The sequence below is a fragment of the uncultured Cellulomonas sp. genome, from assembly GCF_963527515.1.
In the GTDB taxonomy this organism is placed as follows: domain Bacteria; phylum Actinomycetota; class Actinomycetes; order Actinomycetales; family Cellulomonadaceae; genus Cellulomonas.
On the sequence record NZ_CAURTV010000006.1, the window covers coordinates 74350 to 93092 of the forward strand.

19 protein-coding genes are annotated in these 18743 nt (G+C 72.5%); 15 read left to right on the plus strand and 4 right to left on the minus strand.

Annotated elements, in window-relative coordinates; genetic code table 11:
• Positions 1-152 precede the first annotated feature (152 nt).
• The 6 genes from RYN42_RS03380 to fbaA all read left to right on the plus strand — a co-directional run bounded on the left by RYN42_RS03380 (position 153) and on the right by fbaA (position 6699).
• The gene (locus RYN42_RS03380; protein ID WP_315093720.1) at positions 153-1520 is read left to right on the plus strand and encodes an extracellular solute-binding protein; all 1368 of its coding nucleotides are present in this window, start codon (positions 153-155) and stop codon (positions 1518-1520) included.
• 16 nt (positions 1521-1536) lie between these two features.
• Positions 1537-2484, plus strand: coding sequence for a carbohydrate ABC transporter permease (locus tag RYN42_RS03385; protein WP_399552383.1), 948 nt, complete (start codon positions 1537-1539; stop codon positions 2482-2484).
• Complete coding sequence (locus tag RYN42_RS03390) at positions 2484-3413, plus strand: carbohydrate ABC transporter permease (RefSeq protein ID WP_315093721.1); 930 nt, start codon at positions 2484-2486, stop codon at positions 3411-3413. Before RYN42_RS03385 ends, RYN42_RS03390 begins: the two co-directional genes overlap by 1 nt.
• Positions 3413-4948 (plus strand): alpha-N-arabinofuranosidase, encoded by a 1536-nt coding sequence (locus RYN42_RS03395; RefSeq protein ID WP_315093723.1) that lies wholly within the window; start codon positions 3413-3415, stop codon positions 4946-4948. The genes RYN42_RS03390 and RYN42_RS03395 overlap by 1 nt, the downstream gene beginning before the upstream one ends.
• 19 nt (positions 4949-4967) lie before the next feature.
• Positions 4968-5594 (plus strand): TrmH family RNA methyltransferase, encoded by a 627-nt coding sequence (locus RYN42_RS03400; RefSeq protein ID WP_315093725.1) that lies wholly within the window; start codon positions 4968-4970, stop codon positions 5592-5594.
• Between the two features lie 70 nt (positions 5595-5664).
• On the plus strand, positions 5665-6699 hold the full coding sequence (fbaA, locus tag RYN42_RS03405) for a class II fructose-bisphosphate aldolase (RefSeq protein ID WP_315093726.1): 1035 nt from the start codon (positions 5665-5667) through the stop codon (positions 6697-6699).
• Positions 6700-6744: 45 nt separating this feature from the next.
• Here fbaA and RYN42_RS03410 read toward each other — a convergent pair whose 3' ends face one another.
• The gene (locus RYN42_RS03410; RefSeq protein ID WP_315093727.1) at positions 6745-7161 is read right to left on the minus strand and encodes an STAS domain-containing protein; all 417 of its coding nucleotides are present in this window, start codon (positions 7159-7161) and stop codon (positions 6745-6747) included.
• Between the two features lie 82 nt (positions 7162-7243).
• On the opposite strand from RYN42_RS03410, the gene RYN42_RS03415 reads away from it, so the two are divergent.
• Entirely contained in the window at positions 7244-9319 is a 2076-nt protein-coding gene (locus RYN42_RS03415) for a SpoIIE family protein phosphatase (protein ID WP_315093728.1), read from the plus strand.
• Here the strand turns inward: RYN42_RS03415 and RYN42_RS03420 are convergent.
• Complete coding sequence (locus RYN42_RS03420; RefSeq protein WP_315093730.1) at positions 9316-9684, minus strand: STAS domain-containing protein; 369 nt, start codon at positions 9682-9684, stop codon at positions 9316-9318. The genes RYN42_RS03415 and RYN42_RS03420 overlap by 4 nt on opposite strands.
• Positions 9685-9787: 103 nt before the next feature.
• Here RYN42_RS03420 and RYN42_RS03425 point away from each other — a divergent pair, with 103 nt between their 5' ends.
• Both RYN42_RS03425 and RYN42_RS03430 read left to right on the plus strand, forming a co-directional pair.
• Positions 9788-10216, plus strand: a complete 429-nt coding sequence (locus RYN42_RS03425; RefSeq protein WP_315093732.1) for a DUF3151 domain-containing protein — start codon at positions 9788-9790, stop codon at positions 10214-10216.
• 137 nt (positions 10217-10353) lie between these two features.
• Positions 10354-11640 carry an adenylosuccinate synthase gene (locus RYN42_RS03430; RefSeq protein ID WP_315093752.1) on the plus strand — a complete coding sequence of 429 codons (1287 nt, stop codon included), beginning with the start codon at positions 10354-10356 and terminating at the stop codon, positions 11638-11640.
• Here RYN42_RS03430 and RYN42_RS03435 read toward each other — a convergent pair.
• Entirely contained in the window at positions 11633-12211 is a 579-nt protein-coding gene (locus RYN42_RS03435) for a GNAT family N-acetyltransferase (RefSeq protein ID WP_315093734.1), read from the minus strand. The two genes, RYN42_RS03430 and RYN42_RS03435, sit on opposite strands and share 8 nt — an antisense overlap.
• A gap of 17 nt (positions 12212-12228) precedes the next feature.
• On the minus strand, positions 12229-13494 hold the full coding sequence (locus tag RYN42_RS03440) for an MFS transporter (protein ID WP_315093736.1): 1266 nt from the start codon (positions 13492-13494) through the stop codon (positions 12229-12231).
• Between the two features lie 75 nt (positions 13495-13569).
• Between RYN42_RS03440 and RYN42_RS03445 the strand changes: the two genes are divergently transcribed.
• From RYN42_RS03445 to RYN42_RS03470, 6 genes are all read left to right on the plus strand, one after another.
• Positions 13570-14184: a helix-turn-helix domain-containing protein gene (locus RYN42_RS03445; RefSeq protein ID WP_315093738.1), complete on the plus strand. Its 615-nt coding sequence runs from the start codon at positions 13570-13572 to the stop codon at positions 14182-14184.
• Between the two features lie 11 nt (positions 14185-14195).
• Complete coding sequence (gene purD / locus RYN42_RS03450) at positions 14196-15464, plus strand: phosphoribosylamine--glycine ligase (protein WP_315093739.1); 1269 nt, start codon at positions 14196-14198, stop codon at positions 15462-15464.
• A gap of 9 nt (positions 15465-15473) precedes the next feature.
• Positions 15474-15881 (plus strand): hypothetical protein, encoded by a 408-nt coding sequence (locus RYN42_RS03455; RefSeq protein WP_315093741.1) that lies wholly within the window; start codon positions 15474-15476, stop codon positions 15879-15881.
• Positions 15882-15898: 17 nt separating this feature from the next.
• On the plus strand, positions 15899-16810 hold the full coding sequence (locus RYN42_RS03460) for a phosphoribosylaminoimidazolesuccinocarboxamide synthase (RefSeq protein ID WP_315093743.1): 912 nt from the start codon (positions 15899-15901) through the stop codon (positions 16808-16810).
• A 93-nt stretch (positions 16811-16903) separates the two neighbouring features.
• A complete protein-coding gene (locus RYN42_RS03465) occupies positions 16904-17950 on the plus strand; it encodes an ABC transporter substrate-binding protein (protein WP_315093744.1) in 1047 nt (348 codons plus the stop codon).
• Between the two features lie 19 nt (positions 17951-17969).
• On the plus strand, positions 17970-18743 hold a 774-nt coding region (locus tag RYN42_RS03470), incomplete at its 3' end, for an iron chelate uptake ABC transporter family permease subunit (RefSeq protein ID WP_315093746.1).

Here is an 18743-nt window from a genome sequence, read left to right on the forward strand (position 1 = left end):
CCGTGACCGGCCGGTGGTCGCCCTGTGCGGACCATGTGCGCCCGTCGGGTTGCCCCGCGGTTGCAACGATGTAACGTGCGAATCGGGCACGGCGCCGTCGCCGGACCCGCACCGACGACGACGTCCGACGTGTCTCACGAAGGAGTGAGGGCATGGATCCGCACCGCTATGCGCCCCGGCGCCTGACCGCAGCAGCGGCCGCTCCACCCGGCCCCGGGCTCACCCGCAGGCAGATGCTCCTCGGGTCCCTCGCGGCGGTCGGCGGTGTCGCCGCCGCCTCGTCCCTGGCCGGCTGCGCGCCCGCGGCGTCGGCGAGCGGAGCCCGGGAGCTCGCCTACTGGCACCTGCTCAGCGGCGGCGACGGCATCAACATGGCGGGTTTGGTGGAGGACGTGAACGGCCTCGACCACGGCTACGAGGCCACGCAGACCGTGCTCGCCTGGGGTGCGCCGTACTACACCAAGCTGGCCATGGCGAGCGTAGGCGGGCGCTCCCCGGACGTGGCGATCATGCACGCGTCCCGCGTCGCCGGGTACGCGCCGGGCGGCCTGCTGGACCCGTGGGACCTCGACCTGCTGGCGGAGTTCGGCGTCGAGGAGTCGAACTTCCTCGAGCGCGTCTGGGCCAAGGGCGGGCTGGAGGGTGAGCAGTTCTCCATCGCCCTCGACTCCCACCCGTTCGTCATGATGTACAACCTCGACGTGGCCGACCAGGCCGGGGTGCTCGGGTCGGACGGGCAGCTGGCGCCGATCGAGAGCCCGGACCAGTTCCTCGAGGTGGCCAGGGCCATGCAGGCCGTGACCGGCAAGCACGGGCTGTCCTACGGGTACCTGGGCGACGGCGCCCAGATGTGGCGACTCTTCTACACGTTCTACAAGCAGCACGGTGCGGACTTCGACCTGTCGGGGGAGAAGGCGGTGGTCGACAAGGACGCCGCGGTGGCCTCGCTGGAGTTCATCCAGCAGCTGCTCGACGGGACCGTGGCGACGGCCAGCGGCGACTACGGGACGGCCGTCTCGGAGTTCATGTCCGGCGAGAGCGGCATGTTCTTCACCGGTGTGTGGGAGCTGCCGACCGCCAAGAACTCCGGGCTGTCGATCGACGCCCAGCCGATCCCGACCCTGTTCGGCACGCCGGCCGCGTATGCCGACTCGCACGCGTTCACCCTGCCGCACCAGTCGACGCCCGACCCCGAGCAGCGCCGAGCGAGCTACCAGTTCGTCGCGGACCTGCTGCAGAACTCGCTCGGCTGGGCGGAGGCGGGCCACATCCCCGCGTACCAGCCGATCGTGGACAGCCCCGACTACCAGGCGCTGCTGCCGCAGGCGCACTACGCACCGGCCGCGGAGATCCTCAACTACGACCCGGAGGCGTGGTTCACCGGCTCGGGCAGCGACTTCCAGAACTACTTCCTCGAGACCGTGCAGAGCGTGTACCTGAACGGCTCCGACGCCGCGGCCGGCTTCGACGCCTTCGTCCGGCGCGTCGACGTCCAGCTGGCCAAGCCGAACCCCGTGTGACCCGAAGGAGCTGATCGTGTCCTCTGCAGCAACAGACGTCACCGGAGCCCCTCCCCGCACCGCGTCGGCCGAGCAGGTCCGTCGGGGCGAGCGTGAGCGACGGGACCGGGACAACCGCATCGGCTGGGCGTTCGTCGCCCCGTTCGTCGTCGTGTTCGTCATGTTCCTCATCTGGCCGCTGGTGCACGGGTTCTACCTGAGCTTCACCGGCGAGAGCATCACCGGTGCGGGTGGCTCGCTCATCGGGTTCGACAACTACGCCGAGGCGCTGCAGGACCCGATCATGTGGCGCTCGCTGCTCAACACCCTCTGGTTCACGGTGCTCTCGACGATCCCGCTGGTGATCGTGGCGCTGGTCCTGGCCCTGCTCGTGCACCAGGGGCTGCCCGGGCAGTGGCTGTGGCGGCTGTCGTTCTTCATGCCGTTCCTGCTGGCCTCCACCGTCGCCGCGCAGTTCTGGATCTGGATGTACAACCCGCAGCTGGGGCTCGTGAACTACCTGCTGGGCGCGGTGGGCGTGGAGCCGATCGCCTGGTTGCAGGACCCGAAGTGGGCGATGTTCGCGGTCGTCCTGATGACCCTGTGGTGGACGGTCGGGTTCAACTTCCTGCTGTACCTGACCGCGCTGCAGAACATCCCCGAGCAGCAGTACGAGGCCTCCGCGCTCGACGGCGCCGGGAGGTGGCGCCAGCTGACGTCCATCACGATCCCGCAGCTCGGGCCCACCACGGTGCTGATCGCGATCCTGCAGATCCTGGCCTCGCTGAAGATCTTCGACCAGATCTACATCATGACCCAGGGCGGACCCGGCGGCGTGACCCGCCCGGTCGTCCAGTACGTCTTCGAGGCGGGCTTCACCGGCTATCGGTTCGGGTACGCCTCGGCGATCGCCTACATCTTCTTCGCGATCATCGTCATCATCTCGATCGGCCAGATGCGCCTGACCACGAGGAGGGGTGCCTGATGGCCACCACGATCGCCCCCCAGCCCAACGCCGCCGGAGCGGGCGTAGGTCTGCGCCAGCCGGGCTGGTTCGCCCAGAAGGCCGGCCTGCGCATCGGCGAGCGGTTCGCCAGCCCGGGCCGCATCGGCGCGATCGTCGCCCTCGTCGTCCTCGCGGTGTTCTGGCTGCTGCCCTTCTTCTGGGCGGTCGTCACGTCGTTCAAGACCGAGACGGCCGCGGCGGCGACCCCCGTGACGTGGTTCCCGGACGACGGCTTCACCGCCGACGCGTACGCCACCGTGCTGCGCGAGGGGAACATCCCCCTGTGGACGTGGAACAGCCTGCTCACCGCGACGGTCATCACGATCATCACCCTCGCAGTGACGGCACCGGCGGCCTACGCGTTCTCCCGGCTCGACTTCACCGGCCGGCGCTGGCTGTTCTGGGCGATCATCGCGTCGATCATCATCCCGCCGCAGGTGCTCATCGTCCCGCTGTTCTACGAGATGCTCACGCTCAACCTGGTCGACACCTACTGGGCCGTGATCCTGCCGCAGACGGTCCACCCCGCCATGGTGTTCATCCTGAAGAAGTTCTTCGACCAGGTGCCGGTCGAGCTCGAGGACGCCGCGCGCATCGACGGCGCCGGCCGCCTGCGGGTGTTCTGGTCCATCGTCCTGCCGCTGTCCCGACCGATCCTGGCGGCCGTCTCGATGTTCGTGTTCGTCTTCGCGTGGAACAACTTCCTCTGGCCGTTCATCGCCACCAGCGACGCCACGCTCATGACGCTGCCCGTCGGCCTGCAGACCGTGAAGAGCGCCTATGGCCTGCAGTACGCGCAGGTCATGGCGTCGGCCGTGCTGGCGGCGCTGCCGCTGGTCGTGGTGTTCCTGTTCTTCCAGCGCCAGATCATCAAGGGGTTCGCCACCACCGGCTTCGGCGGCCAGTGATGACGCGCGCCCGCGTCGTCCTCGACCGCGACTTCGTGGTCGGACCGGTTCCTCGGCGGATCTTCGGGTCGTTCGTCGAGCACATGGGCCGGTGCGTCTACACCGGCATCTACGAGCCCGGGCACCCCGCGGCCGACGAGCACGGGTTCCGTCGGGACGTCCTCGACCTCGTCAAGGAGCTCGGCGCGACCGTCATCCGGTACCCGGGCGGCAACTTCGTCTCCGGGTACGCGTGGGAGGACGGCGTCGGCCCGGACCGTCCGCGGCGCCTGGACGGGGCCTGGCACACCGTGGAGACCAACGGGTTCGGGCTGCACGAGTTCGTCGACTGGTCGCGGTTGGCGGGCGTCGAGGTCATGGAGGCCATCAACCTGGGCACCCGCGGCGTCGAGGAGGCCCGTCAGCTCGTCGAGTACGCGAACCACCCCGGCGGCACCGAGCTCTCCGACCGGCGCCGCGCCAACGGGCACGCAGAGCCCTTCGACATCCGGCTGTGGTGCCTGGGCAACGAGATGGACGGCCCGTGGCAGATGGGCGCCAAGACGGCCGACGAGTACGGCCGGCTGGCGCAGGAGGCCGCCAAGGCCATGCGGCTGGTGGACCCGAGGATCGAGCTGGTGGCCTGCGGCTCCTCCAACTCCGGCATGCCGACGTTCGGGGCCTGGGAGCAGACGGTGCTCGGGCACACCTACGACCAGGTGGACTACGTCTCGCTGCACGCCTACTACCAGGAGGACGACGGCGACCACGCGAGCTTCCTGGCCAGCGCGGTGGACATGGACTACTTCATCGAGTCGGTCGTGGCCACCGCCGACGCCGTGCGCGCCAAGGGGAAGCACACGAAGCACATCAACCTGTCGTTCGACGAGTGGAACGTCTGGTACCAGCGCGGCAAGGACACCCTCGACCAGCCCGCAGTCATCGAGCGGGAGGGTGTGTGGCGCGAGCACCCGCGGATCATCGAGGACGAGTACTCGGTCACGGACGCGGTGGTCGTCGGCACCTTCCTCAACTCCCTGCTGCGGCACGGCGACCGCGTGACCATCGCCAACCAGGCGCAGCTGGTCAACGTCATCGCGCCCATCCGCTCCGAGGAGGGCGGTCCCGCGTGGCGGCAGTCGATCTTCTGGCCGTTCGCCCGGATGGCGTCGACCGCCCGCGGCGCCATCCTGCGTACCGCGGTCACGTCCGACCGCTACCCGACGACCCGGTTCGACGACGTGGACCTGGTGGACGTGTCGGCCACCTGGGACGAGGAGCACGGGCGGGTCGCCCTGTTCCTGGCGCACCGGGGTCTCGACGAGGACGCCGAGCTCACGGTCGACCTGCGCGGCTGGACCGGCGGCCGGGTGACGCGAGCCGAGGTGCTGACCGTGCCGGAGGGCGGCGACCGCCACACCACCAACGCGCAGGACGCACAGGACCGCGTGGGCCTCGTGCCGCTCGACGGCGTGCAGGCCGACGGCGGCACCGTGCGCCTGCGCCTGCCCGCGCTCTCCTGGGCGGTCGTGGAGCTGGAGGTCACACCCGCGTAGCGCGGCTACCGTGGCGCCCGTGGACGAGGAGCGCGCAGAGGTCGGGGTCGGGCCGTGGGTCGGCGAGTGGCCCTCTGCTGGGCACTACGACCCCGAGCTGCTGGCGAACGGCGACCGGCGCAACGTCGTTGACCGCTACCGGTACTGGACCCTCGAGGCGATCGTGGCGGACCTGGACACCCGCCGGCACGCGTTCCACGTCGCGATCGAGAACTGGGCGCACGACCTCAACATCGGGTCGGTCGTCCGCACCGCCAACGCGTTCCTCGCCGCCGAGGTGCACATCGTGGGCAACCGCCGCTGGAACCGCCGCGGTGCCATGGTCACCGACCGCTACCAGCACGTCCGGCACCACGCCTCCGCGGACGACCTGCTCACCTGGGCCGCCGAGCACGACCTCCCGGTGCTCGGCGTCGACAACCTGCCCGGCTCCGTGGCGCTCGAGGGGTACCCGCTGCCGCGCGCCTGCGTGCTGCTGTTCGGCCAGGAGTCGGTCGGCCTGTCCGACGCCGCCCGCGAGGCCGCCGTCGACGTCCTGCACATCGCCCAGTTCGGCTCCACGCGCTCGATCAACGCCGGCGCAGCCGCGGCGATCGCGATGCACGCGTGGATCGCCCAGCACGCCGGCCCCGCGGTCCAGGGGTAGAACGTCCCGGCCGGACAGTCCGGTGCTCGTGCCAGAATCGATCCGATACCCCTCCCACGACACGCAGGAGATGCAGCAGATGGCCATCGCCACCCCCGAGGTGTACGCCGAGATGATCGACCGGGCGAAGGCGGGCAAGTTCGCCTACCCGGCCGTGAACGTCACGTCGTCCCAGAGCGTCACCGCCGCCCTGCAGGGCTTCGCCGAGGCGGAGTCCGACGGCATCATCCAGGTCTCGGTCGGCGGCGCGGAGTACGCGGCCGGCTCGACCGTCAAGGACCGGGTCGCCGGCTCGCTCGCCCTCGCGGCGTACGCGGCCGAGGTGGCCAAGGGCTACCCGATCACCGTCGCGCTGCACACGGACCACTGCGCCAAGCAGAACCTCGACTCCTGGGTGCGGCCGCTGCTGGCGCTCGAGATCGAGCAGGTCAAGGCCGGCAAGCTCCCCACGTTCCAGTCGCACATGTGGGACGGCTCGTCGGTCCCGCTGGACGAGAACCTCATCATCGCCGAGGAGCTCCTGGAGCTCTCCGTCGCGGCGCGCACGATCCTCGAGATCGAGGTCGGCGTGGTCGGTGGCGAGGAGGACGGCCACACGGCCGAGATCAACGACAAGCTGTATACGACCGTCGAGGACGGCCTGGCCACGGTCAAGGCGCTCGGTGCGGGCGAGAAGGGCCGCTACCTGACGGCCCTGACGTTCGGCAACGTGCACGGCGTCTACAAGCCCGGTGCCGTCAAGCTGCGCCCGTCGATCCTCGCGGACATCCAGAAGGCCGTCGGCGACGCCATCGGCAAGGAGAACCCGTTCGACCTCGTCTTCCACGGCGGGTCGGGCTCGACCGAGGCCGAGATCACCGAGGCCGTCGACAACGGCGTCATCAAGATGAACATCGACACGGACACGCAGTACGCGTTCAGCCGTCCGGTGGCGGACCACTTCTTCCGCAACTACGACGGCGTGCTCAAGGTCGACGGCGAGGTGGGCAACAAGAAGGCCTACGACCCGCGCGCCTGGGGCAAGCTGGCCGAGGCCGGGATGGCTCAGCGCATCGCGGAGGCCTCGCGGCAGCTCCGCTCGGCCGGGCACACGCTCGGCGCCTGACCTCCAGACAGACGAAAGGCCCCCTCCGGGGGGCCTTTCGTGCGTCTAGCTGCCGTCGGTGACCGGCTGGAACTGCGACTCGTCCCCTTCGACGACGTCGAGCAGCTCACCGATCCGGGTGACCTCGAGCAGGAACCGGACCGTGGGCGGCACCCGCAGCAGCCGGACGCGGTGCTGCGAGCGGATGGACAGCCGGGCCAGGAAGGCGACACCCGAGGAGTCCATGAACGTCACGTGGTGCGCGTCGACCTCGATGGGCAGGCCCACCTGCTCCGCTTCCGCCGTCGCCTCCTGCAGCTCCGGGCCGAGGTCGGCGTCGACCTCTCCCGACAGGACGATCCGGGTGGCGTCCGTCCCGACGATGACGTGGACGGCTCCGGGCTCGCCGACGACGCCAGCGCCCTGGTCGGCCTCCGAGACGTCCGCAGGCCGGTCGGGGGTCGTGCTGTTACCGTCGCGCACGGCGCTCCTTTCGATGACACGTGCAAGGCCGGCGCCGGATTCTCGACGATGTCCTGTTCGGCACGCTAGACGATCGGAGGTGGTGGTGGTCAACTCCCCCGCCCCCTCGGACAGCGATCTCGTCGACGTGCGCGACCGTGCGCTGCGGGCGACGTCCGTCCCGATCGCCGTTCTCACCGCGACCGAACCGGATCTGCCCGTCGTCTGGGTCAACGACGCCTTCGAGAGGGTCACAGGGTACGGCCTCGCGGAGGCGCAGCACGAGAACGGGCTGGGGGCGCTCCGGGCGAGCCTCGCGAACGGACAGGAGACCGTCCAGACGCTGGTCCTCCACCGTGCGGACGGGTCCCAGCTCGGGTGCCGGGCTCACCTGTCCCCGGTCCGGGACGGCGCCGACGGCCCGCTGACCCACTGGGTGGCGGTCCTGCAGGACCTCACCGAGCAGCGGTTCCGCGACGCCGCACAGGCGGAGCAGCAGGAGTCGGAGCGACGGGAGCGGCGCAGCCTCGGCCTCATCGCCCAGGTGTCGGACGTGCTCATGGACGTCGACGACCCGCACGCCCTGCGCGAGATCGCCGCCCTGCTGCGGCGGGCCGTCGTCGGGTGGGCGGCGTTCTACCTCAACGACGGTGGCCTGCGCGCCGCCGACGGGATCGACCTGGCGCACGCGCCGACCGGCAAGGGCGACCGGCACGGCGAGGGCCACGCGGTGCGCGACGGCGGGACGGACGCCGTCCAGCAGCTGCTCGACGCCGCGCTGGACCGCCCCGTCGAGCTCGGGCTGGACGGCTCGTACGCGCCGGGCACCGCGTCGGCGTGGCTCGTCGAGCACGTGCGGACGGAGCTGGCTGCCCCCGCGGCGGACGAGGATCAGCGCGTCGTCGTGTTCCCCCTGCCCGGCCGGCGTCGGGTGCTCGGCGTGCTCGTGGTGCACCTGGACGACGACCTCGGCCTGCGGGACCTGGAGCCGTCGGTGCGTACGGTGCTCGAGCTGACCGCGCGCCGGGTCGGTCTGGTGGTGGACAACGCCCGCCTGTACGACCGCGAGCACCGGCTGGCGGAGACGCTGCAGCGGGCCATGCTGCCCGAGCAGGCCGAGGTCGACGGGCTCGACGTGTGGACGTACTACGCACCCAACTCGGAGAACGCCCAGGTGGGCGGCGACTGGTACGACGTGCTCCAGGTGGCACCGGACGTCGTCGGCGTCGTCATCGGGGACGTCGTCGGGCACGACGTCGAGGCGGCCGCCGCGATGGGGCAGCTGCGCTCGGTGGTCCGGTCCTACATCTTCGACGTCACCACGCCCGGCCCCGTGCTCGAGCGGGTGGACCAGCTGGTGGCGGGCATGCGCGTGCCACGACCCGCCGGGCTGGTCCTGTCCACCCTGACGCGCACCGACGGCACCTGGCGGCTGGACTACTCACGCGCCGGCCACCTGCCCGCGCTGCTGGTCCGGGCCGGAGCGGTCACCGCCCTGGACTCCGCGGGCGGCCCGCTGATCGGCTTCGGTGGAGCCCCCCGCGCCACCGGTACGGCGGTCCTGGAACCCGGTGACGTGGTCGTGTACTACACCGACGGCCTCATCGAGCGCCGCGACCGGAACCTGCGGGACGGTCTGGCGGCCCTGTCCTCGGTGGCCGCGGCGGTCACCGCCCGTGACGCGGCAGGCGTCGGGGAGGAGCTGCTCTCCCGGCTCGCGGACCACCCGGAGGACGACGTCGCCGTGGTGGTCGTGCGCGTCCCCTCACCGCTGGACACCTCCGGCCGGACCCTCAGCCCGCGACGTCGCCGGTGGTCGCTGCCCAGCGAGGCGGCCTCGATCGGTCGCGCGCGGCACGCGGTGGTCCGCACGTGCCAGGCGTGGGGGATCGAGGACGCCGCGAACGCCGAGCTGGTGGTCTCCGAGCTCGTCGCCAACGCCGTGCTGCACGGCTTCGGGCACGTGTCGCTGCAGCTCTACGACACGGGCGACGGCCTGCGCATCGAGGTCGAGGACGCCAACCCCGCGCCGCCGGTCACCACGGACGGGCACCCCGGACGGGTGGGCGGGTTCGGCATGCAGATCGTCGAGCGCCTCGCCGACTGGGGCTGGCGGCAGTCGCACGGCGGCAAGCTGGTGTGGGCGAAGGTGCGACCCGGGTCGCTGCCCGGGTCCTAGCGGGCTTCGGCGCCGTCGGGGTGGCGGAACCCGGACTCGGCGGCCTCGTCGTCGCAGCGGTGCTCCGCGTCGATGCGGAACAGCTCGAGCGCGCCGCAGATCTCGATGACGAACAGGTCCCGGGCGTCCGCGCCACGCAGGACGGTGGCCCCGCCGCGCTTGCGGCCGGCGTCGGCGAGCGAGATGAGGAACGCCGCCCCGGTGGAGTCCATGAACGTCACCTTGCACATGTCCACGACCACGAGCTGGCGGCGCAGACCGGTGACGCGCGCGGTGATCTCGGGGAACTGGTCCCGCTCGGCCAGGTCGAGATCGCCGGCGATCGTCAGGGTCGTCGTCGTCGCGGACGTGGAGATCTCGATCATCAGCACCCTGCTCTTGGGGGGAGCGTTGCCGAACAGCGGTCCAGGTCGGCGCCACGACTGTAACCGCGCCGCCCGCGGCATGCACGTGGAGGACACTGACGCCATGAGCCACGAGAACCTGCTGGACGGTCCCGCGCCCACCCTGCTGCCCGCGGACGGCCCCGACGCCGACGCGCGCGCCGCGCTGAGCAGCGGCTCCGGCCCCCGCGAGGCCGTCCCCGCTGCCCCGGCCGCCTCGATCCTGTGGGCCCTGCTGGCCGAGCACGCGCTCGCGGACGACGGGGACCCGGTGGCGGCCTACGCCTACGCGCGCACCGGCTACCACCGCGGGCTCGACGCCCTGCGCCGGGCGGGCTGGCACGGCCGCGGCCCGATCCCCGCGGACCACGCGCCCAACCAGGGGTTCCTGCGGTCCCTGCTCGCGCTCGCCGAGGCGGCGGAAGCCATCGGCGAGTCCGAGGAGGCCGAGCGGTGCCAGACGTTCCTCGTCGACAGCGGGACGTCCCCCGACGAGGTCGCGAACCTGCGCTGACGGACGGGTGACATGACCATCTCTTGACGATCCGGTAGCCTCTCGGAGGTACTGGGTCACTGCCGCCCGGTGCACGGACCCGGCACAGCACCGGGACTCGGGTCCGCACCGTAGGCAGGGTGGGAGTGGTGATCTCGATGCCGGCCGTCGTGGTGCTCGGTGCTCAGTGGGGCGATGAGGGCAAGGGCAAGGCGACCGACCAGCTCGGCTCGCGCACCGACTACGTCGTCAAGTTCAACGGCGGCAACAACGCGGGCCACACCGTCGTGATCGGCGGGGAGAAGTACGCCCTGCACCTGCTGCCGTCGGGCATCCTCTCGCCGGGCGTCGTCCCGGTGATCGGCAACGGCGTCGTCGTGGACATCGACGTGCTGTTCGAGGAGATCGACGCCCTCGAGGCGCGCGGCGTGGACACGTCCGCCCTCAAGGTCTCCTCGGCCGCGCACGTCATCGCGCCCTACAACCGCACCCTGGACAAGGTCACCGAGCGGTTCCTGGGCAAGCGCCGCATCGGCACCACCGGCCGGGGCATCGGCCCCGCGTACTCCGACAAGATCAACCGCGTCGGCATCCGCGTGCAGGACCTGTTCGACGAGAAGATCCTGCGGGAGAAGGTCGAGGGCGCCCTCGACCAGAAGAACCACCTGCTGGTGAAGGTCTACAACCGCCGGGCCATCACGGTGGACGAGACGGTCGAGGACCTCCTGCGCCACGCCGAGCGCCTCCGGCCGATGGTCGCGGACACCCCGCTGCTGCTGAACACCGCGCTGGACGACGGCAAGACGCTGGTCTTCGAGGCCGGCCAGGCCACCATGCTCGACGTCGACCACGGCACCTACCCGTTCGTCACGTCCTCGTCGGCCACGGCCGGCGGCGCGTGCACGGGCTCGGGCGTGGGTCCGACGCGGATCGACCGGGTGGTCGCCGTCGCCAAGGCGTACACCACCCGGGTGGGCGAGGGCCCGTTCCCCACCGAGCTGCTCGACGAGGACGGCGAGTGGCTGCGGCAGACGGGCGGTGAGTTCGGCACCACCACCGGCCGCCCGCGCCGCACCGGCTGGTACGACGCCGTGGTGGTCCGCTACGCCAGCCGCGTCAACGGGCTCACCGACCTGGTGGTCACCAAGCTCGACGTGCTCACCGGTCGGGACAAGATCCCCGTCGCCGTGGCGTACGACGTCCAGGGCCGCCGGTTCGACGAGATGCCGTACGACCAGTCCGACTTCCACCACGCCACGCCGGTCTACGAGTACCTGGACGGCTGGACCGAGGACATCTCCGGCGCCCGGGAGTTCGACGACCTGCCCGCCGCGGCGCAGCGGTACCTGCTGCACCTCGAGGAGATCTCCGGCGCGCGCATCTCCTCGATCGGCGTCGGACCCGGCCGTGAGGCCACGATCGTCCGGCACGAGCTGCTCAGCTGAGCGCGTCGCCCGCCACGCGGGCGTGCAGGTGCATGTCGTGCCAGCCGTCCGCGTGCAGCGCGTCGCCGCGCTTGGTCCCCTCCAGGCGGTAGCCCGCACCAGTGGCGACGCGGCACGACGCCGGGTTGTCCACCGAGTGGTCGATCTCGATCCGGTGCAGGCCGAGCGTGCCGAACGCCCAGTCGCTCAGCGTGGCCAGTGCGGCCGTCGCGACCCCGCGGCCGCGCGCCTCCGGCAGGACCCAGTAGGAGATGTCCGAGCGGCCGTCGCCGTGGTCGAGGGAGCGCAGGCTGATCTGGCCGAGCACGGCGTCCGTGGTCGCGACCGCCCAGCCGGCTCCGGTCTCGCCGCGCCACCGGTCCGCCCAGGAGGCCACCCACGCGGCCGCCTCGGTGGGGTTCATCGACCGGTCGTGCCACTGGCGGATGCCCGGGTCGGCGTACGCGCGCACCACGGCACCGGCGTCGTCGGCACGCCACGGGCGCAGGTGCAGGCCGTCGGCGTGGAGCACCGGCTGCGCGTGGGCGGAGGGGGTTCCGGGCAGGATCGCGGGCGCGGTGAGCCGGGGCACGCGGTCAGTATCCCGACTCAGACGCCCGCCGTCAGGGGGGCGGGTGCGGGCAGCTCCAGCTGGGCCACCATGCGCTGCCGGACGACGGCGATCGGGTAGCCGACCGCGGCGAGGCAGACCGCGGTCGCGCCGAGGAACACGGCCGGCAGCCCCCACTGCTCGGCCACGAGCCCGCCGAGCAGCGCGCCGAGCGGCATGAGGCCGTAGCTGAGCGTGCGGCTCGCCCCGCCGACGCGGCCGAGCATGCCGGGGGCCACCATGCGCTGCCGCATCGACTGCGAGATCACGTTGCCGTTGGTGTTGAGGAATCCCAGGAAGAACATCGCGGCGGCGATGGCTGGGACCGTGGGCACCAGCACGGGGACGAGCATGAGCAGGGCGTCGAGCGTCCAGCAGCCGAGCAGCAGGCGGACCTCCGGGATGCGCCGACCGAGCGGTTCCGCGGCGATCGAGCCGAGCACCGCGCCGACCGCGAGCACGGCGATGACCAGCGGGTAGTGCTCGGGCCGCAGGCCGACGCGGGAGCCGGGGCCGACCATCCAGAGCACGAACACCGCGAAGTAGCCGGTGCTGGCCATGTTCATCACGCTGCCGGCCACCAGGAGCGGCCGCAGCACGGGATGGCGGACCAGGAAGCCGACGCCCTCGCGGACCTCCGACAGCGCCGAGCGCTTGTCCGCGGCGGCGTGCTTGTAGCGGCCGGGGATGCGGGTGGCGACGAGCAGCAGGGCCAGCACGCCGAGGCCTGCCGGGAGGCCGAACACCCAGCCGGCGCCGAGCGCGAGCATCCCGCCGGCCACCGGGCCGCCGACGAACGTGGCCATGACCTGCTGCGCGGCGAGCGTGCGGCCGTTGGCGGCCTCGAGGCGCGACCGGGGCACGAGGTCGGGCACCAGGGCGGAGCCGGCGAGGTCGACGAACACGTCGGTCACCCCGTAGAGCAGCACGATCACCGTGAGGGCCGCGATGGTCATGTGCCCGGACGCGACCAGCGCGACCGCGACCCCGAGCAGCGCCGCGCGGGCGGCCAGGCCGACCACCTGCGTGTACTTGCGGTCGCGGCGGTCGACGACCACCCCGGCGGCGAGCCCGAGCACCAGCCAGGGGAGCCACGCCGCGGCGGTGAGCAGCGCGATCTGGCTGGGGGAGCGCGTGAGCGTCAGGGCGTACAGCGGGACACCGGTCTGCACGATGCCGTCGCCGAGGTTGGCCAGTCCCGTGGCGGTCAGGTGCGCGGTGAACCGGCTTCCGAGGGGTTCGCGCGTGGCGGCCTGCTCGCTCATGGGGACTCCTGCGATGGGACGATAGGATCGAAGAGAATTCTCTGCAAAGACAACTCTGCAAAGGTATCTCTGCGAATGACCGAGAGCAAGCCCCTGCCCTTCCGGGCCCGTGCGATCGGCCCGGAAGAGCTCAAGGCGTTGGCCCACCCGCTGCGGATGGCGATGTACGACTACCTGTCCGAGCACGGGCCGGCCACCGCCAGCCAGCTCGGTCGACGCCTGGGGGAGAGCAGCGGGCAGACGAGCTACCACCTGCGCCAGCTGGAGAAGCACGGCTTCGTCGAGGACGACCCCGCGCACGAGCGCGGCCGTGACCGCTGGTGGCGCGCGGTCGGCTACAGCGTCGACGGGCGGGACATGCTGCGTGACCCGCGGACCGCCGAGGCCGCCAGCGCGCTGCTGCAGGGCGTCGTGGCCGAGCGTGCCCAGGTGCTGAGCCGCTGGATGCTCGAGGGCGACACGCCCGAGTGGGAGACCGCGGCGATGAACGACCGGTCCACGGCCGACCTCACGCTGGAGGAGATGCGCGAGGTGGTGGACGCCGTGCAAGAGCTCCTCGACGGCGCCCTCAAGCGCGCCAAGGCGCGCAAGGCGGCGGGCGAGACCGAGGGTCGCCGACGTGTCCGGATCTACTTCGACGCCCTCCCGCTGCCGCGCGACGACGACGCACGTCCGCCGTCCGGTCGGTAGGCTCCCGGCCCGTGAAGATCCTCGTCGTCGGCACCGGTGCCCGTGAGCACGCGCTGGTCCGCGCGCTGTCCCTCGACCCGGCGGTGACCGCCCTGCACGCCGCGCCCGGCAACCCCGGGATCGGCGCCCTGGCCACGCTGCACGCCGTCGACCAGCTCGACGGCGCCGCGGTCGCCGCCCTCGCCACGAGCCTCGGCGCGGACCTCGTCGTCGTCGGCCCCGAGGCCCCGCTCGTGGCGGGCGTCGCCGACGCCGTGCGCGCGGAGGGGATCCCCGTGTTCGGTCCGTCCGCGGCGGGCGCCCGCCTGGAGGGCTCGAAGGCGTTCGCCAAGGAGGTCATGGCGGCCGCCGGGGTGCCCACCGCGGAGCCGCGGGTGGCGACGACGATCGAGGAGGCTGCCGCGGGGCTCGACGCGTTCGGCGCCCCCTACGTGGTCAAGGACGACGGGTTGGCGGCCGGCAAGGGCGTCGTGGTGACCGACGACCGCGACGAGGCGCTCGCGCACGCGGCTGCGTGCCTGGCCAAGCCCGGCGGCCGGATCGTCGTCGAGGACTACCTGGACGGCCCGGAGATCTCCCTGTTCGTCCTGTCCGACGGCGTGGAGGTGGTGCCGCTGGTCCCCGCGCAGGACTTCAAGCGCGCGCTCGACGGCGACCTCGGCCCGAACACCGGCGGCATGGGCGCGTACTCGCCGCTGCCCTGGGCGCCCGCGGACCTGGTCGACGAGGTGGTCGAGCGCGTCGCCCGCCCGACGATCGCGGAGATGGCCCGCCGCGGCACCCCGTTCTCCGGCGTCCTCTACGTGGGTCTCGCGCTCACCTCGACCGGCCTGAAGGTGGTCGAGTTCAACGCCCGGTTCGGGGACCCCGAGACACAGGTCGTGCTCGCCCGGCTGGCTACCCCGCTCGCGGGCGTGCTGCTCGCGAGCGCGACGGGGACGCTCGGCGCGCTGCCCCCGCTGCAGTGGCGAGACGACGCGGCGGTCACCGTCGTGATCGCGTCCGGCGGCTACCCCGGTACCGTGCGCGCGGGCGACCCGATCACCGGGACCGACGACGCCGAGCAGCTGGACGGGGTGCACGTCCTGCACGCCGGCACCGCCCGCGACGGTGCCCACCTCGTGGCGGCGGGCGGCCGGGTGCTGTCGGTCGTCGGCGTCGGCCCCGACCTGGCCGCCGCCCGGACCGCCGCGTACGCGGGCGTCGCGCGGATCTCGCTCCCGTTCTCCCACCACCGCACGGACATCGCGGCCGCGGTGGCCGACGGCCCCCTGGTCTAGGTTCGCGGGATGGGTACCACCGAGTTCGTGTACGGCGACGGCGCGTGGGGCGGGGACGTCTCCGTGACCCCCAGCCTGAGCATCGAGGTCCAGGACGGCGACATCGCCACCGTCGACTACCGGCCCGCCCCGGACGGCCTGGGCCGGTTCTACCTGGGGTTCCAGCCGCGGGACTACTTCGACGACCCGGCCGAGAGCGACCCGGTGGACCTCGACGCGGAGGCCGAGGCGTTCGCCGAGTGGGCGCTGCTGGTGGGGGCGGTCGACGTGGAGGCCAAGCACGTGCGCCGGCTGCTCGCCCAGGCGCACGTGGACGAGCCCGAGGACACGTTCGTCGAGGAGACCGTGGAGCGGCTGGTGCGGCTGGTCGGGCTGCCCATCCCGGAAGGGCTCGAGGGCGGGGACGACCTCGTCTGATCCGGCACACTGGGGCCGTGACCGCTGCGCCCGTGACTGCTGACCTGCCCGGCTGGACCCACACCTACTCCGGCAAGGTGCGTGACCTGTACGTGCCGGACGGCTCGGCGTCGACCGGGGTGCTCGGGGACGTCGTCCTCGTCGTCGCCAGCGACCGGGTCTCCGCGTTCGACCACGTGCTGAGCCCCGGCATCCCCGGCAAGGGGACCGTCCTGACGCAGCTGAGCCTCTGGTGGTTCGAGCAGCTGGCTGACCTCGTGCCGAACCACGTGGTCTCGACGGACGTGCCGGACGCGGTGGCCGGGCGGGCGATGGTCTGCCGCCGGCTCGAGATGTTCCCCGTCGAGTGCGTCGCCCGCGGCTACCTCACGGGCTCCGGGCTGGCCGAGTACCGGGTGTCGCGGTCGGTCACCGGCATCGCGCTGCCGGAGGGACTGGTGGACGGTTCGCGTCTGCCACAGCCGATCTTCACTCCCGCGACGAAGGCGGAGCTGGGGGAGCACGACGAGAACGTGCCGTTCGAGACCGTCGTGGCGCAGGTGGGTGCCGACGTCGCGGAGCAGCTGCGCGCCCTGACGCTGGCGGTGTACGGGCGGGCCGAGGCGATCGCGCGGGAGCGGGGCGTGATCCTGGCGGACACCAAGCTCGAGTTCGGCGTCGACCCCACGACCAGCTTGGTCACCCTCGGCGACGAGGTGCTCACCCCCGACTCCTCGCGGTTCTGGCCGGCCGACCAGTGGCACCCGGGGCGTGCGCAGGCCAGCTTCGACAAGCAGTTCGTCCGCGACTGGCTGACGTCGGACGCGTCGGGGTGGGACCGCGCGACGGACGCGCCGCCGCCGGTGCTGCCCGCGGACGTCGTCGCGCGCACCCGCGAGCGGTACCTCGACGCCTTCGAGCGCCTGACGGGACGGCCGCTCCCGGTGTGACGTGTCGCTCATCGGCGACGGTGGGACGCCGCTGTGACGGAGGTTAGGCTTACCTCATTCCGCGTCGCCCCTCGAACGAATGGGAGCACCACCGTGCGCATCGCGCGCCTCTCCGCCCTCGTGGCCACCGCGACGGCCGTCGCCCTCACCCTGACCGCGTGCGGCGGTGCGTCCGGCGAGGACGACGCCCCGGCGGAGCCGACCACCTCGGAGGCCGCCTCCGAGGACGTGTTCCCCGTGTCGATCGACTCCGCGCTGGGCACGGCGGAGATCCCCGCCAAGCCCGAGCGTGTGGTGACCCTCGGCTGGGGCGCCGCGGACATCGCGTTCTCGCTGGGCACGACGCCGGTGGGCATCGAGTCGGACACCTGGGGCGGCGACGCCGACGGCTACCAGCCGTGGTTCCGCCAGGCCGTCGAGGCCTCCGGCGACGAGCTCCCGGCCACCATCGCGATGTACCCCGAGCTCGACATCGACGCGGTCGTCGCGCTCGAGCCCGACCTGGTGCTGGCCCCGCAGTCGGGTCTGGACCAGGCGACGTTCGACCAGCTCTCCGCGCTGGTGCCGGTCGTGGCCTACCCCGGTGACCCGTGGCAGACCTCGCTCGAGGACCAGGTGACCATCGCGGCCGAGGCGCTCGGCGTGCCCGAGAAGGCGCAGCCGCTGCTCGACGAGCGCCAGGCCGCCATCGGCGACGCCGCCAACGAGAACCCGGAGCTGTCCGGCCTCACGTTCGCGTACGTCTACGGCGGGGACCAGCCCGGCGCCCTGTCGGTGTACCTGCCCGGTGACCCGCGCGTCGAGCTGCTCACCGGCCTGGGCCTGGCGCTCGCGCCCTCCGTCTCGACCCTGACGGCGTCACCCGGCACGTTCGTCGCGACGCTCGGCCTGGAGAACGCGGACCAGCTGAACGACGCCGACCTGCTCTTCACGTGGTTCAACAGCGCCGACGAGCAGGCGGCGACCGAGGCGCAGCCGCTCTGGCAGCAGATCCCCGCGTTCGCGTCCGGTGCCTACGTGCCGATGCTCGACCCGAAGCTGGGCATGGCCGTCTCCGTGGCCACGCCGCTGAGCGTGCCGTGGGCGCTGGACGAGTACCTGCCGCTCATCGCGGCCGGTGCGGCGAAGGTCCAGGGCTGACGCTCGCAGGCGTGCACCCATGACCACCGTCGTCGCGCGAGCCCCGCACGCCACCCGCGTGCGGGGCTCGCGCGCGCTCCGACTCACCGCCGGGCTGGTCGCCGCGGTGCTCCTGCTGGTGCTGGTGGTCGGCCTGAGCATCGCCGTCGGCGCCAAGGCGGTGCCGCTCGGCGAGGTGTGGTCGGCCTGGCGGTTCCCCGACGAGTCGTACGTGTCCGCGGTCGTCGCGTCGCGGATCCCGCGCACGCAGCTGGGGCTGCTGGTCGGTGCCGCGCTCGCGGTGGCCGGCGTCGTGATCCAGGGGCTGACGCGCAACCCGCTCGGCGACCCCGGCCTGCTGGGCGTCAACGCGGGCGCCTCCGCCTCGCTGGTGGTCACCGCCGCGGTGCTGGGCGGCGCGGCGGGCCGGTCGGTGTGGGCCGCCGTGCCCGGGGCGTTGGTCGCGGCCGTCGCGGTGTACCTCATCGGCTCCGCGGGCCGACGGGCCACCCCCGTGCGGCTCGTCCTCGCGGGGGCGGCCGTCTCCGCGGTGCTGATCGCGCTGGTCGAGGCGATCACGCTGGCCAACCCCGAGGTGTTCGACACCTACCGGTTCTGGGTGGTCGGCTCGCTGGCCGGGCGCCCGCCGACGACGGTGGCCGCGGTGCTGCCCTTCATCGTCGTCGGGCTCGTCCTGTGCCTGCTGCTGGCACGGCCGCTCAACGCGCTCGCGCTCGGCGACGAGGCGGCGACCTCCCTCGGGCTGCGCGCCGGCCGCACGCGGCTGCTCGGCGCGGCCGGGGCGACCGTGCTG